This is a genomic window from Aeromonas sp. Y289-2 (genome assembly GCF_027705925.1).
Lineage (GTDB): Bacteria > Pseudomonadota > Gammaproteobacteria > Enterobacterales > Aeromonadaceae > Aeromonas > Aeromonas veronii.
Genome location: NZ_JAPDCH010000015.1, coordinates 98,517 through 113,340 on the forward strand (window position 1 = coordinate 98,517; position 14,824 = coordinate 113,340).

At 60.5% G+C, this 14,824-nt stretch carries 15 protein-coding genes; 12 read left to right on the top strand and 3 right to left on the bottom strand.

Annotated elements, in window-relative coordinates; translation table 11 throughout:
* The first annotated feature begins 66 nt into the window (after positions 1 to 66).
* From OKC43_RS18560 to OKC43_RS18585, 6 genes are all read left to right on the top strand, one after another.
* Positions 67 to 741, top strand: coding sequence for a response regulator transcription factor (locus OKC43_RS18560; protein ID WP_041201856.1), 675 nt, complete (start codon positions 67 to 69; stop codon positions 739 to 741).
* Entirely contained in the window at positions 741 to 2,126 is a 1,386-nt protein-coding gene (locus OKC43_RS18565) for an ATP-binding protein (protein WP_005338217.1), read from the top strand. Before OKC43_RS18560 ends, OKC43_RS18565 begins: the two co-directional genes overlap by 1 nt.
* Positions 2,127 to 2,318: 192 nt before the next feature.
* Positions 2,319 to 2,798 carry a TIGR00645 family protein gene (locus tag OKC43_RS18570; RefSeq protein WP_230848197.1) on the top strand — a complete coding sequence of 160 codons (480 nt, stop codon included), beginning with the start codon at positions 2,319 to 2,321 and terminating at the stop codon, positions 2,796 to 2,798.
* Between the two features lie 85 nt (positions 2,799 to 2,883).
* Positions 2,884 to 3,078 carry a hypothetical protein gene (locus tag OKC43_RS18575; RefSeq protein ID WP_270804048.1) on the top strand — a complete coding sequence of 65 codons (195 nt, stop codon included), beginning with the start codon at positions 2,884 to 2,886 and terminating at the stop codon, positions 3,076 to 3,078.
* A 54-nt stretch (positions 3,079 to 3,132) separates the two neighbouring features.
* A complete protein-coding gene (locus OKC43_RS18580) occupies positions 3,133 to 3,312 on the top strand; it encodes a GNAT family N-acetyltransferase (protein WP_270808802.1) in 180 nt (59 codons plus the stop codon).
* A gap of 112 nt (positions 3,313 to 3,424) precedes the next feature.
* Positions 3,425 to 3,673 (top strand): DUF3297 family protein, encoded by a 249-nt coding sequence (locus OKC43_RS18585; protein WP_005338226.1) that lies wholly within the window; start codon positions 3,425 to 3,427, stop codon positions 3,671 to 3,673.
* A 127-nt stretch (positions 3,674 to 3,800) separates the two neighbouring features.
* On the opposite strand, the gene OKC43_RS18590 is transcribed toward OKC43_RS18585, so the two are convergent.
* Together OKC43_RS18590 and puuR are read right to left on the bottom strand one after the other, a co-directional pair.
* Positions 3,801 to 5,078: an NAD(P)/FAD-dependent oxidoreductase gene (locus OKC43_RS18590; RefSeq protein WP_064336976.1), complete on the bottom strand. Its 1,278-nt coding sequence runs from the start codon at positions 5,076 to 5,078 to the stop codon at positions 3,801 to 3,803.
* Between the two features lie 45 nt (positions 5,079 to 5,123).
* Positions 5,124 to 5,726: an HTH-type transcriptional regulator PuuR gene (puuR, locus tag OKC43_RS18595; protein WP_270804047.1), complete on the bottom strand. Its 603-nt coding sequence runs from the start codon at positions 5,724 to 5,726 to the stop codon at positions 5,124 to 5,126.
* A 413-nt stretch (positions 5,727 to 6,139) separates the two neighbouring features.
* Between puuR and OKC43_RS18600 the strand changes: the two genes are divergently transcribed.
* The 5 genes from OKC43_RS18600 (at position 6,140) to OKC43_RS18620 (ending at position 12,884) form a co-directional block, all read left to right on the top strand.
* Positions 6,140 to 7,603, top strand: a complete 1,464-nt coding sequence (locus tag OKC43_RS18600) for an NAD-dependent succinate-semialdehyde dehydrogenase (RefSeq protein WP_270804046.1) — start codon at positions 6,140 to 6,142, stop codon at positions 7,601 to 7,603.
* A 124-nt stretch (positions 7,604 to 7,727) separates the two neighbouring features.
* The gene (gene gabT / locus OKC43_RS18605; RefSeq protein ID WP_270660736.1) at positions 7,728 to 9,017 is read left to right on the top strand and encodes a 4-aminobutyrate--2-oxoglutarate transaminase; all 1,290 of its coding nucleotides are present in this window, start codon (positions 7,728 to 7,730) and stop codon (positions 9,015 to 9,017) included.
* A 366-nt stretch (positions 9,018 to 9,383) separates the two neighbouring features.
* The gene (locus tag OKC43_RS18610) at positions 9,384 to 10,733 is read left to right on the top strand and encodes an APC family permease (protein ID WP_270804045.1); all 1,350 of its coding nucleotides are present in this window, start codon (positions 9,384 to 9,386) and stop codon (positions 10,731 to 10,733) included.
* 538 nt (positions 10,734 to 11,271) lie between these two features.
* Positions 11,272 to 11,538, top strand: a complete 267-nt coding sequence (locus OKC43_RS18615) for a hypothetical protein (protein ID WP_021230505.1) — start codon at positions 11,272 to 11,274, stop codon at positions 11,536 to 11,538.
* A complete protein-coding gene (locus OKC43_RS18620; RefSeq protein WP_021230506.1) occupies positions 11,538 to 12,884 on the top strand; it encodes an APC family permease in 1,347 nt (448 codons plus the stop codon). The genes OKC43_RS18615 and OKC43_RS18620 overlap by 1 nt, the downstream gene beginning before the upstream one ends.
* Before the next feature lie 94 nt (positions 12,885 to 12,978).
* On the opposite strand, the gene OKC43_RS18625 is transcribed toward OKC43_RS18620, so the two are convergent.
* Positions 12,979 to 13,353 (bottom strand): hypothetical protein, encoded by a 375-nt coding sequence (locus OKC43_RS18625; RefSeq protein ID WP_005359057.1) that lies wholly within the window; start codon positions 13,351 to 13,353, stop codon positions 12,979 to 12,981.
* 249 nt (positions 13,354 to 13,602) lie between these two features.
* On the opposite strand from OKC43_RS18625, the gene OKC43_RS18630 reads away from it, so the two are divergent.
* Entirely contained in the window at positions 13,603 to 14,751 is a 1,149-nt protein-coding gene (locus OKC43_RS18630; protein WP_270660738.1) for a Na/Pi cotransporter family protein, read from the top strand.
* Positions 14,752 to 14,824 lie beyond the last annotated feature (73 nt).

Sequence of the window (14,824 nt, forward strand, 5' to 3'; positions counted from 1 at the left end):
TCGAATTGACTCGAAGCGACATACACTTTCTAATTGACAGCCTGGATCCCTATGACCGCTCACATCATGAAAATTCTGTTGGTCGAAGACGACAAGCTGCTCAATCACCACCTCTCCTCTCTGCTGACCGAAGCCGACAATCAGGTCTACAGCACCGACCAGGCCGGGATTGCACTGCACTACGCCGCCGACTATCCCATTGATGTGGCCATCATCGACCTCGGTCTGCCCGATATGGACGGCCTGCAACTGATCCGGCAACTGCGCGAACGGCAGATCCCCTTCCCCATCATTGTGCTGACCGCCCGTGGCAACTGGCAGGACAAGGTCGAAGGATTGGAAGCGGGTGCTGATGACTATCTGGTCAAACCGTTCCAGAAAGATGAGCTGCTGGCCCGACTCAATGCGCTGGTGCGCCGCAGCGCCGGTTTTATCTCGCCCAGGGTGAAAGCCGGTGATTACGAGCTGGATCTCTCCCGCAAGGAGCTGACTATCGCCGGCGAAGTAGCGGTGCTCACCAGCTTTGAATACCTCATTCTGGAGTACCTGATGCGCAACGCCCGTCAGGTGGTCTCCAAGCAGCAACTGCTCGACCAGCTCTACGGCGACGGCGAAGGGGACCCCAACACCATCGAGGTGATGGTGAGCCGCCTGCGCAAGAAGCTGGATCCGGAAGGGACGATTCAACCCATCTCCACCATCCGGCGTCAGGGTTATATCTTCAACCTCTCCTGTAACTGATGCAGTTTCATCTGCCGCGCCCCATCAAGATGATCCGCAGCTCACTGCACATCAAACTGCTGCTCAGCTCGCTGCTGGTCATCGCGCTGATCATGGGGTTTGCCGTCTACGCCCTCTATCTTGGCCACGTCGAGGAGCAGACCCAGAAGGCCAGCGCCCGGATGCAGGAGAACCTGGCCAAGCTGTTTTCCTCCACCGAGCCGGATGACAAGGGGTCGAACGTCGAGCTGGGGCGGATATCCCGTGGTGCGGGGGATCGCAACCTCGATACCCTGATCTGCCGCGCCGATGGCGATCTGGTCTGGTCTAGCCTCCATATGCCGGAGGTGATCAAGGCCAAACAGACCATCTGCGGCGATCTGATGAAGTATCTGGGGGGGATGGATCTCGACTACTTCTTCAAGAAGCACACCATCAAGAACGGCGAGAGCTACTTCGTCTACAGCCTGCGGTTTATCCGCAATCCCGGCAGCGGCACCACCGCCTACTACGTGGTGATGATCGACTCGGCCAAACGCTATCACGAAGAGTCCCGCACCTACCTCTACCAGACCGCCAAACAGGCGCTGCTCGCCTATATGCTGCTGGCCGGGCTGCTGCTGCTCACCACCTTCTGGAGCCTCAGCTCCCTGCGCACCATCGCCCGTCAGATCGACGATATCCGGGCCGGCAAGCGCGATGACCTCTCGAGCGATTTTGAGCGAGAGCTGGCCCCGCTGACCGACTCCATCAACCAGCTGCTGGAAAACGAACGCCAGCAGACCCAGCGCTACCAGCACGCCCTCAACGATCTCGCCCACAGCCTGAAAACCCGGCTGGCGCTGATCCAGATCACCACCCGCGAAGTGAAGCTGGGGCGGGAGATCCACGACAACATCAACGAGCAGATCCTCACCATGGATCAGATGATCCAGTATCAGCTCAGACGAGCCGTGACCGGCCGCCAGCGCCTTGCCAGCAAGGGTACCGAGCCGGTACCGCTGATTGAAAAACTGCTGGCCAGCCTGACCAAGGTCTATCGCCACAAGAAGCTGCAAACCCACTTCAAGTTCGATGATGACGCCCTCTTCCACGGCGAACAGGGCGACCTGATGGAGCTGATGGGCAACCTGCTCGACAACGCCTGCAAGTTTGCCATCAGCGAAGTGAAGGTGACGGTGCGCCGCCATCTCGAGCGGCTGCGTATCGAAGTGGAAGATGATGGCCCGGGTATCGACCCGGCCAAATCGGAGCAGATCTTCCAGCGCGGCGTGCGGGCAGACAGTTCACCCGGTCAGGGTATAGGTCTGGCGGTGGTGACTGAAATCGTCCACAGCTACGGCGGCCAGATCCGGGTCGATGAATCCCCCCTCGGCGGCGCCCGCTTTACCCTGGATCTGCCCTGACACCGGATAGGCCCGACCACGGGCCCTCTGCCACCCGCTGCACTGCCCTACACAGTGTTAAATACTCCTGCCTGACACCACCCAATTCAGCAATATGCTATCGAGATGCTTGAGATGTGAGGCATCTCGGTTAAGCTATGGCCGACTCGTTTGTTAACCATTTGATGGATCTGTAATCGCACTATGGAAAACATGTTTGAAAGATTGATGTACGCATCCCGCTGGATCATGGCCCCCATTTATCTTGGGCTCAGCCTCATACTGCTGGCACTGGGAGTGAAATTCTTTCAGGAGATCCTCCATATCCTGCCCAACATACTGGAGATGAAAGAGGTGGACCTGGTGCTGGTCACACTGTCGCTGATCGATATCACCCTGGTGGGGGGACTTATCGTGATGGTGATGTTTTCCGGCTATGAGAACTTCGTCTCGCGCCTCGATGTCGGGGATGAGGGCGACAAACTGGTGTGGCTCGGCAAGCTGGATGCCGGCTCCCTGAAAAACAAGGTCGCCGCCTCCATTGTCGCCATCTCCTCTATTCACCTGCTCAAGGTGTTTATGAATGCCGAAAATCTCCCCAACGACAAGATCAAGTGGTACCTGCTGATCCACATCACCTTTGTCCTCTCGGCCTTCGCCATGGGCTACCTCGACAAGCTGACCCGCAAATAGTAGCCAGCCTGCGATAGACGATATGCCCGATAACACGACATGGATCGGGCATATCGTGCGACCACTCTTCACAGTCGAGGCCAATATGATCCGCCCATTATCTGCCACCGATCTGGATGCCGCCGTCGAGCTCTGGTATCAGGCATCGGTGCAAGCCCACGACTATATTTCCGCCGCCTTTTGGCATGAGCAACGGGCAGCGATACGGGATATCTATCTGCCCGCCAGCAAGAGCTGGGTCTATGAGGAGGATGGACAGCTACTGGGCTTTATCTCCTGATATCAGGGGTCTGTTGCCGCGCTGTTTATTTCCCCTGATCACCAATCACACGGGTTGGGTCGCCAACTGCTCGAACACCTCAAAGCCCAATATGATCGACTCGAGTTGACGGTCTACGCCGAAAATGAGCAGGCGCGGCGCTTCTATTCCCGCAACGGTTTTAAAGAGGGTGAGCAGCAGTTCTGCGAGCGTAGCGGTCGCCCCGAGTTGGTGATGCATTGGCAACGAGGATAAGCGGGTCGCCCATAGCGATGGCGAGCACGCTTTGCCTGTTTTGTGGCCGCCTTGAATGCCATGGCGGCATTCTCTACAATGACCCACTTTTTATTCATTTCGGGTTATATCGATGAGCGATACCAGCACCAAACCGGCTCTGCCAGATCACCTCTCCTGCAATCCCCGCAGCCCTCACTATGTGGCCGCCTGCTTCGAGCACCCGATCGGTATTCGCCTGAACGGCAAAGAGCGCACCGATGTCGAGGAGTACTGCATCAGCGAAGGTTGGGTGAAGATCCCCTCCCCCAAAGCGCTGGATCGCCGTGGTCAGCCCATCCTGATCAAACTCAAGGGCACCGTTGAAGCCTTCTACAGCTAATCAGCGCGCTACTGCTTGATAAACAACAAGGCCACCCTCACGGTGGCCTTGTTGTTTCTGGTATTGGTGCTGGCGTCAGCGTTATCTACGCGGCACCCACCAGCCCACATTTCTCGCTGGGCAGCTCTTATACACCCAAGCGGTCGCGCAGGGTGTACCAGGCGGCGCCCGCAGCAGTGAAGGGGATGCGGAACAGGCGGCCACCCGGGAAGGGGTAGTGCGGCAGTTTGGCAAAGGCATCGAAGCGCTCCGCCTGACCGCTCAGCACCTCGGAGAGCAGCTTGCCCGCCAGATGGGTGCAGGTGACGCCGTGGCCGCTGTAGCCCTGCATGTAGTAGATGTTGGGGCCGATGCGGCCAAACTGCGGCAGCCGCGACAGGGTGAGCAGGAAGTTGCCGGTCCAGGTGTACTCCACCTTGACGTCGGCCAGCTGCGGGAAGGTTTTCAGCATCTTGGGGATGATCAGCCGCTCGATATCCGCCGGATCCCGCGCCCCATAGACCACGCCACCGCCATAGAGAAGCCGGTGATCGCCGGAGGTACGGTAGTAGTCGAGCAGGTAGTTGCAATCCTCCAGACAGTAGTTCTGCGGCAAGAGTGAACGGGCCCGCTCCTCCCCCAGCACTTCGGTGGCGATCACCTGGGTGCCGCAGGGCATGCTCTTGCTGGCCAGTTCCGGCACCAGATTGCCGAGGTAGGCATTGCCCGCCACCACCACAAAGCGCGCCTTCACCGCCCCCTTGGCGGTCTTGACCAGTGCTGGTTGACCCGGGGTGATACTGGTGACGGCGGACTGCTCGAAGATCTGCCCACCCTGGATGCGGATGGCTTCCGCCTCCCCCAACGCCAGGTTGAGGGGGTGGATATGACCGCCGCTCTTGTCGAGCAGGGCGCCGACATAGCGATCGCTCGCGACCACCTCGCGCACCCCCTTGGCATCGAGCAGCTCCAGCTGGTCGTTACCCCACTTCTGCCAGCGGGCGTATTGGGATTTGAGCTCGTGCAGCTGCTTCTCGGTCTCGGCGGCAAAGACCCCCCCCTCCTGCAGATCGCACTGTATGTTGTAGCGCTTGATCCGCTCGCGGATGATCTGCCCCCCCTCAAACAACATGGAACCGAGCAGCCTGGCCTGATCCGGCGGGCAGTTCGCTTCTATGGTGTCGATGTCGCGGCTGTAGGAGTTGACGATCTGGCCGCCGTTGCGGCCGCTGGCGCCAAAGCCGACCCGCGCTGCCTCCAGCACCACCACCTTGTAACCCTTCTCCACCAGATGCAGGGCGCTGGATAGGCCGGTATAGCCCGCCCCGATGACGCAGACATCGCACTCCAGCTGCTCGGTCAATGTCGGGTAGGGCGCGTGTTTATTAGCGCTGGCTGCGTAGTAACTGTTTACATGTTCGGTCATGATCCCTGTTTCCTTACCGGTTCGGTTGCCAAACTACTGTCAGGATTAAAAGCTCGCCGGGGTGTGGGCGCTGACGATGCGACAGGTCTCCCCCGACGGATTGCTGAAGCTGTGGGGCTCGCCGGTGTCGATCACATAGCTGTCGCCCGCCTCCAGCGGATAACTCTGGCCCGCCACCGTCAGGATCACCGACCCCTCCAGCACGGTGCCGACCTCCTCCCCCTGATGGGTCACCTGACCGCCGGTGTCGGTGCCGGGGGGATAGGTCTCCAGCATAAAGCCGAGCTGGCGGCGGTTGTTGCCGTTGTGCACCAGCTTGAGAGAGACCCCCTGACTGCCCAGCTCGATCAACTGATCCGCCTTGATCACCACCTCCGGAGTGCGGCTCTCCTCCTCGGCGAAGAAGCGCGACAGCGGCAGGCCATAGATGGTGAGCAGCTTTTGCAGGGAGGCCACCGAGGGGCTCACCTTGTCCTGCTCGATCATGCAGATGGCACCGTGGGTCAGGCCGCTCAGCTCGGCCGCTCGCCGCTGGGAGAGCCCCAGCTGATGGCGTACCGCCGCCAGCCGTTCCCCCATGGTGCGCGCCCCGGTGTCAGCCGCACTCAACGGTCGAGCCACGCCTTCCCGGCTCTGTGGCCCGCTCATGACAAGCCCCCTGCTGCGCCATATCTGCATCCTTGCATCATCAGCCTCTCCTGCTTGCGCGTGATCGCATCGGATCAGGCGCAGCCTGTTTACCCTGCTGGTTAAAATAGCCGACCAGCTTTCCCTTGCCGTTCACTATGTTACACAGCACAGCCGTTCATTATTTTGCACACCTGATTTACCATCTCCCCGTCGTTTGCCCACTTACAGCCTGCAAGCGAATGGGTAAAAGCGCGCTACACAGCCCATTTTCTAGCATGGCGCCCCCCAGCAATTCAAATATATTTAACACTTGAAAAACATTTCAGCTCAAATTATGGTCTTCCTGTGCTTATTATTTTATACGGCAGCGGCGCAGGAAGGGTCGGCTCACTCCGGCAACCAGCTGCTCTGACCCACACTCGAGGCTTCTCATGTCAGGAACAACATCCCACTCCAGCTTGATCACATCCCGCGCCTATATAGATGGACAGTGGTGCGAGGCCGCCAGCGGCCGCACCTTCGAGGTCACCAACCCCGCCAGCGGTGCCGTCATTACCCAGGTGCCCGACATGGATGCCGAGGATACCCGCCGCGCCATCGCGGCCGCCCACGCGGCGCAACCCGCCTGGGCAGCGCTGACCGCCAAGGAGCGCAGCAACAAGCTCTACGCCTGGTTTGCCGCCATCACAGCCCACAGCGACGAACTGGCCCGCATCATGACCTGCGAGCAGGGCAAGCCACTGGCGGAAGCAAAGGGAGAGGTGGCCTATGGCGCCAGCTTTATCCAGTGGTTCGCCGAGGAGGGCAAGCGCGCCTATGGCCGCACCATCCCGGGCTTTAGCGGCGATCGCCGGTTGGCAACCATCAAGCAGCCGGTGGGCGTGGTCGCCGCCATCACTCCGTGGAACTTCCCCATTGCCATGATCACCCGCAAGGCGGGCCCTGCGCTGGCCGCCGGTTGCACTATCGTCATCAAGCCCGCCGCAGAAACGCCGCTCTGCGCGCTGGCGCTGGCGGTGTTGGCCGAGCAGGCGGGCATCCCCGCCGGGGTCATCAATATCGTCACCAGCCATCAGGCGAGCGCGGTGGGCAACGAGCTGTGCAGCAATCCGGTGGTGCGCAAGCTCTCCTTCACCGGCTCCACCCGCATCGGCAAACTGCTGATGCGCCAGTGTGCCGACACCATGAAGAAGCTGTCGCTGGAGCTGGGTGGCAACGCCCCCTTTATCGTCTTTGACGACGCCGACCTCGACGCCGCGGTGGCCGGGGCGCTCGCCTCCAAATACCGCAACGCCGGGCAGACCTGCGTCTGCGCCAACCGCATTCTGGTGCAGGCCAGCGTCTATGACACCTTCGCCGAGAAGCTGACTGCCGCCGTCAAGGCCTTCAAGGTGGGGGATGGCATGGCGGAGGGCACCCAGATCGGCCCGCTCATCAACCCCGCCGCCGCCAGCAAGGTGGCCGAGCTGGTGCAGCAATCGGTCGCCGCCGGTGCCGAAGTGCTGCTGGGGGGCGAAGCCCACCCCGCTGGCCCCCTCTTCTACCGCCCCACCGTTCTGGGCAAGGTGGATAAAACCAACCCCATCCTGCAGGAGGAGATCTTCGGCCCGGTGGCTCCGCTGGTACGCTTCGAGACGGAAGCCGAGGCCATCGCCATTGCCAACGACACCCCTTATGGCCTGGCCGCCTACTTCTATGGCCGCGATATCGCCCGGGTGTGGCGCGTCGCCGAACAGCTGGAATACGGCATGGTCGGCATCAACGAGGGGATCATCTCGACCGAATTGGCCCCCTTTGGCGGCATCAAGGAGTCGGGTCTGGGCCGCGAAGGCGCTGCCGAGGGGCTGGAGGAGTATCTGGAGACCAAATACCTCTGCTTTGGCGCCATTCGCTAGGGCAGCAACAGAGAGATAAGGCGCCGCCGATCTGGCCTTATGGGCTGATCGGCGGTGATGGGCGCCAAAACGCCTGCCACATTTTCAGGGAATATCGGGGGCTGCGGCCCCTCAGGGAGGAAAGATGAGTCAGTCAGAATCAAACAAGGCGTGGCAAGCGCGCCGCGAAGCGGCCGTGGTCAACGGCGTAGGCACCCTGCTGCCGGTCTTTATCGACCGGGCGCAAAACGCCGAGCTGTGGGATGTGGAGGGCAACCGCTACATCGACTTTGCCTCCGGCATCGCCGTGCTCAATACCGGCCACAACCACCCGAAAGTGGTGGCGGCGGTGCGCGAGCAGCTGGAAAAATTCAGCCACACCTGCTTTCAGGTCACCCCCTACCCCGGCTATATCGAGCTTGCCGAGAAGCTCAATGCCCTGGTACCCGGCCCGACGCCGAAGCGCACCCTGTTTCTCTCCACCGGCGCCGAGGCAGTCGAAAACGCCATCAAGATTGCCCGCGCCCACACCGGTCGCAGCGGCACCATCGCCTTCAAGGGGGGCTTTCACGGTCGCACCATGATGGGGATGGCGCTCACCGGCAAGGTGGTGCCCTACAAGACCGGCTTTGGCCCCTTCCCGGGCGAGGTCTACCACATCCCCTTCCCCGCCGATTATCTCGGGGTGAGTGAAGAGGATGCCCTGCACGCCCTCGAGCTCTGCTTCAGCGCCGACATCGAGCCGAGCCGGGTTGCCGCCATCATCATCGAGCCGGTACAGGGCGAAGGGGGCTTCTACCCCGCCTCCCCGAGCTTTATGCAGAAGCTGCGCAGCATCTGCGATCAGCACGGCATTCTGCTCATCTGCGACGAGATCCAGAGCGGCTTCTGTCGCACCGGCAAGACCTTCGCCACCGAGTATGCCGGCATCGAGCCGGACATCATGACGTTGGCCAAGAGTCTGGCTGGCGGCTTCCCCCTCTCCGCCGTGGTGGGCAAGGCGGAGATCATGAACTCGGCCAAACCGGGTGGTCTGGGTGGCACCTATGCCGGTTCCCCCATCGCCTGCGCCGCCGCGCTGGCGGTCTTGCAGGTGATCGACGAGGAGAAACTCAACCAGAAAGCGCTGGATCAGGGTGAGCAGATCAAGGCGGGGCTGGAACGCATAGCCGAGCGTTTTGACTGCATAGGTCAAATTCGCGGCCCCGGTGCCATGGTGGCCATGGAGCTGGTGAAACGGCGTGATGCCAACCAGCCCGATCCCGACCTTACCAAACGTCTGGTGGCCGAGGCGGGCAAACGGGGGCTGGTCCTGCTCTCATGCGGGGTGCGTGCAAATGTCATCCGTTTTCTCGCCCCCCTGACAGCCCCTGCGGCCGTGATTGACGAGGGGCTGCAACTCCTTGAAAAATCACTGGAGGCCGTGCTGGCCTGACCAGCAGGAAAGTGACCACTTACCTGTGCAAATAAATGCATTTTTGCCCCCTTTTTTTCTTGTCAAGGGGGCCCTGCAAATGCACAATGCGCCGCCACTGAAAGAACCGATGTAAAACAATGGCATCGGTTCTTTTTTAGACAGTGAACACACCCATAAACGAGGCCGGATCACCCCCGGAAAAGATAGCGAGATTGGCAGCAGTCTCCCGACACCAAGTCTAGTGAGGAACAACATGGGGCATCTCAATGCTTTCCAACCGGCCATGGCCGGTGTGCGCCGCCCTGGCGCCCTTGATTCCCGGGCCTCTCTCCCGGTTTCGTTGATGGACCGTGCCACTCTGGCACTGCATGAGGAACATGCATAATGGCGGCCCAGCAGGTTGGTCTGAAAAAGACCCTCAAACTGTGGCAGGTCGTGGTTATGGGACTGGCGTACCTCACCCCCATGGCGGTGTTCGACACCTTCGGCATCGTTACCGAAATCACCGAAGGCCATGTGCCGACCGCCTACCTGTTTGCCCTCATCGGCATGCTGTTCACTGCCCTGAGCTACGGCCATCTGGTGCGCAAGTTCCCGTCAGCCGGCTCCGCCTATACCTATGCCCAGAAGGTGTTTCACCCCTATGTCGGCTTTATGGTGGGCTGGACCTCCCTGCTCGACTACATGTTCATGCCGATGATCAACATGCTGCTGGCCAAGATCTATCTGGAAGCCCTCTTCCCGAACGTGGAGCCCTGGACCTATATCTTCGGTCTGGCGGCGGTGATGACCGCCCTCAACCTGCGCGGCATCAAGCTGGTGGCCAACTTCAACAGCCTGATCGTGGTGATGCAGTTCAGCATCATCGCCATCTTCATCGGCCTGATCGCCTGGGGCGTTCACAACGGTGAAGGGCTGGGTACCGTGGCCAGCAGCCGTCCCTTCTTCTCCGAGCAGATCCAGGTATCGCCGCTGCTGATGGGGGCCTCCATCCTCTGTCTGTCATTCCTGGGTTTTGACGCCATCAGTACCCTGTCGGAAGAGACCCCGGACGCGGATCGGGTGATCCCCCGCGCCATCGTGCTGACGGCGCTGATCGGCGGTGTGCTGTTTGTCACTACCTCCTACTTCCTGCAGCTCTACTTCCCGGACATCTCCCGCTTCCAGCATCCGGATGCGGTACTGCCGGAGATCGCCCTCTATGTCGGCGGCAAACTGTTCCAGGCGGTGGTGCTGGTCTGCACCACAGTAGCGGTGCTGGCCTCGGGGCTCGCCTCCCACGCCGGTGTATCGCGCCTGCTCTACGTGATGGGACGGGATCGCGCCCTGCCTGCCCGCTTCTTCGGCTACATCCATCCGAAGTGGCAGACCCCGGCGTTCAACGTGCTGCTGGTCGGCCTGCTGGCCCTCTCTGCGGTGTCGCTGGATCTGGAGATGGCGCTGGCGCTGATCAACTTCGGCGCCCTGGTGGCCTTCACCTTCGTCAATCTGGCGGTGATTGCCCACTTCTATGTGAAGCTGGGCCGCAACAAGTGTCTCAAGGATCACCTGATGTACCTGCTGCTGCCGCTCTGTGGCGGCGCCTGCATCGGGGTTCTGTGGCTCAACCTCGAGCCCTCCTCCTTCGAGCTGGGGCTGATCTGGGCGGCGCTGGGGGCCATCTACCTGTTCCTGCGCCTGACCGTGTTCCGCATCCCGCTGCATACCGCCGACAAGGTGGAGATCGCCCAGTAACCGCTGGCGCCCCTCCCCCCGATAGCGAACAAGGAGCCTGCGGGCTCCTTGTTGTTTTTGCGGCGCGCTGATTGCCAGCAGCACGGGTTGCCAGAAATGCGGTTTCTGCAGGAAGTGTGACTGATTTCAAATAACTACCCAGCCGGGCTGCTCGCCGTGCCATGGCCCGAGCCGCGTTGCCTTCTATCCTCAGTCATTAATGTGAATGGATATGCAATAGATCTTTTTCCACTTCACCCCCTCCCATCCCTCGCCAGCCGATAAGATCGCTGGACTCGAGCCCGGGGGAACGCCGGCAAATATGATCAGGATCAATGTTGAGGCGCTATGCACCCTGCAGCCCCGATTTGCCGATTTTTCATACGCCATGACAGGGTTCTCTTCCCCCCCGAAAAAGGGGGAACGGCTCGGGGACGGCTGCAGGGGGCGAGTGACCACTTACCTGCCCCGTGCGTATGCAAAAAAATGCGTTAATCCGCCCTTTTTTGCTTGTCAAGGGGGCTGACCGAATGCACAATACGCCGCCAATAAAGGACCGATGTTCACTGCGACATCGGTTTTTGTATTTTTGAAGTGCAGTACAAACCCACCACAAGAGGCCGGAACGTTTCCGGAAGTGATATTCGAGATTGCCAAACAATCTCCCGACGTTGAGAGGATAACAATGGGGCGTTTTAATGCTTTCCTGCCGGTACAGCCCGGTATGCGCCTCCCCGGCGCCCTTGATGTACAGGCTTGCGAATCCATCGTATCCCTGCGCTCGTTGCAAGCACGTGCTGCGGCACTGATTGAGGAGAAAGCGTAATGGCATCGCAAAACGCCAAGCTGCTCAAGACCCTTACCCTGACACAAGTGATTGTGATGGGTCTGGCCTATCTGACCCCCATGGCTGTCTTCGACACCTTCGCCATCGTCGGTGATATCACCGATGGCCGGGTCGCCACCGCCTATCTGCTGGCTCTGGGTGGCATCCTGCTCACCGCTTTCAGCTACGGACATCTGGTACGCAAGTTCCCCTCTGCGGGCTCTGCCTATACCTATGCCCAGAAAGTGTTCAACCCCTACGTCGGTTTCATGGTCGGCTGGTCATCCCTGCTCGACTACATGTTCATGCCGATGATCAACATCCTGCTGGCCAAGATCTACCTGACCGCCATGTTCCCCGGCGTCGAGCCCTGGGTGTTCATCTTCGGTCTGGTGACCGTGATGACCTTCCTGAACCTGCGCGGCATCAATCTGGTGGCCAACTTCAATGGTCTGATCGTGGTGATCCAGCTGGCCATCATCACCCTCTTTATCGGCCTGATGGCGTGGGGCATCTACCACGGCGAAGGGGCTGGCACCCTGATGAGCAGCCGTCCGTTCCACTTCGAGTCAGCACAGCTGGTACCGCTCTTTACCGGTGCGACCATCCTCTGCTTCTCGTTCCTGGGCTTTGACGGTCTGAGCTCCCTCTCCGAAGAGACTCCGAACGCTGGCAAGGTGATCCCCAAGGCGATCGTGCTGACTGCCCTTATCGGCGGCATCATCTTCGTGGTGGTCTCTTACTGCCTGCAGCTCTACTTCCCGAGCCTCGCCCGCTTCCAGCATCCGGATGCGGTACTGCCGGAGATCGCCCTCTACGTTGGCGGCACCTTCTTCCAGTCCGTAGTTCTGGTCTGCACCACGGTCGCGGTACTGGCCTCCGGCATGGCGGCTCACGCCGGTGTGTCGCGCATCCTCTACGTGATGGGGCGTGACCGCATGATCCCGGAGCGGGTGTTTGGCTACATCCACCCGAAATACCGTACTCCGGCCATCAACGTGCTGATGGTAGGCGGTCTGGCCCTCTCCGCCGTGTCGTTTGATCTGGATACCGCACTGGCGCTGGTCAACTTCGGCGCACTGGTGGCGTTCAGCTTCGTCAACCTGTCGGTGATCGGTCAGTTCTGGGTGCGCGAGAAACGCAACAAGACCCTCAAGGATCACGTCATCTACCTGTTGATGCCGTTGCTCGGCGCCGCCACCATCGGTGCTCTGTGGATCAACCTGGAGCAGAGCTCGCTGGAGCTGGGCCTGATCTGGGCTGGCCTCGGCGCAACCTATCTGTTCCTGCGTCTGGCGGTGTTCCGCATCCCGTTCCGTCAGTACGAAGAGGCGGCTGACGCCTGATCCTTTGCGGATAACGGATAGACAGAAGGGGAGCCATGGCTCCCCTTTTTGCTGCCGGTCTGTTGCCGGTCACACGGGCTTGGACCCGGTCTGCTTACTGCTTATCCAGTACGGCGGTCGCCGCAGCCTTGAGCGGATCGCGAGCGATGGTCTTGGCATCCTGCTCCGCCTTGTGCAGCTGCTGGTTTGCCTTGTCCATCTTCTGCTGCATACCGTTGCCGCTCTCCTTGAGGTCGGCACGCTTCTCGCCCAGCAGGTCGTTGCGGCCTTTTTGCACCTCAGCTTTCACCTTCTCTTTCTCCTGCTTCACCAGCTTGCTGGTATCACAGTTGCCCTTGACTCCCAGAGTGGCATTCACCGCTTCGTTTTTGAGGGCCTTGTCGAGGTTGCAGTCGGTTTTCAACAGGCTGGCCTGTGCCCCTGCCGAGAGCAGCCCCAGCGACAGAGAGAGGATCCATGCACGCATCATCTTGTTTACTCCTGCTTGCCAATAAAGGGGCGCAGTGTAGCGATCACATTCCGGCTGGCAAGGCGGCAGTGCTTTCGTCCCCCCTTTCGCCACCCCAGAGCCAACCGGCTCGGTCAGCGCCTGTCGCCGCAGTTCGTCGTCATAAAAACATCATCGAAATGTCACGTTGTCATATTTCTGTCATTAACCACTGATTAAATGCGCGGGTCATCAACAACCCAAGACGGAACGACCGTCTCAAGAGGCTTTATGCAACACCATCACTCCTTGTCACAGCCGCCCGCGACCCGCGCCCTGTTCAACTGGATGAGTGTCATCGTACTGGTCTACCTGATCCTGGTTGCCGTGGGCGCCATCTCCCACGGCTTCAAAGATTTCTCCGGCGGCGCCGAGGGCGCAGCCCAGATCTTCGCCTTTGCCAACAACCCCTTTGTCGCCCTGCTGCTGGGTATTCTCGCTACCGCGCTGGTGCAATCCTCCAGCACCGTCACCTCGGTGATCGTCGGTCTGGTGGCTGGCGGCCTGCCCATCAGCATGGCCATCCCCATGGTGATGGGTGCCAACCTCGGCACCACCATCACCAACACCATCGTCTCCATGGGCCATGTGCGGGATCGCGCCGAGTTCCGCCGCGCCTTCGCCGCCGCCACTGTGCATGACTTTTTCAACCTGCTGGCGGTGTTCATCTTCCTGCCGCTGGAACTGATGTTCGGTCTGCTGCAACACAGCGCCGAGTGGCTGGCCAACCTGCTGGTAGGCTCCGCCAATATGTCAATGAAGGGCATGGACTTCATGAAGCCGCTGACCGCACCGGCCCAGCAGCTGATTGACAGCGCCGTGGCCTTCCTGCCGGGCAAGGGCGCCGCCATCGCGACCATCATCATCGGTATCCTGCTGATCCTCGCTTGCGTCACTTATCTCGGCAAAGTGCTGCAACAGGTACTGGTTGGTCGTGCCAAAGAGGTGCTGCACAAGGCGCTGGGCCGTGGCCCGCTGACCGGCATCACCTCCGGTGCGCTGGTGACCATCATGGTGCAGTCCTCCTCCACCACCACCAGCCTGATGATCCCGCTGGCCGGCGGCGGCGTGTTCAGCACCCGTCAGCTCTACCCTTTCACCCTGGGAGCCAATATCGGGACCACCATCACTGCCCTGCTGGCTGCAACAGCCATCAGTGGAGCCGGTGCCCAGCTGGCCCTGACCATCGCGCTGGTCCACGTGCTGTTCAACCTCTTTGCCGTGGTCATCATCTATGGCATCCCCTTCCTGCGTGACCTGCCGGTACGCGCCGCCGAGGGGCTGGCCCGGGTAGGCAGCGAGAACAAGCTGCTGGCTCTGGGTTATGTGACGGGTCTCTTCTTCGCCCTGCCCGCCCTGATGATGGTGGCCGCCAATTGACATCCTCCCCGCCCTAAAGGACGGGGATTCCTACTGCGGTTAGGCGATTACGCTTAATTCGCTTCGGTGGGTT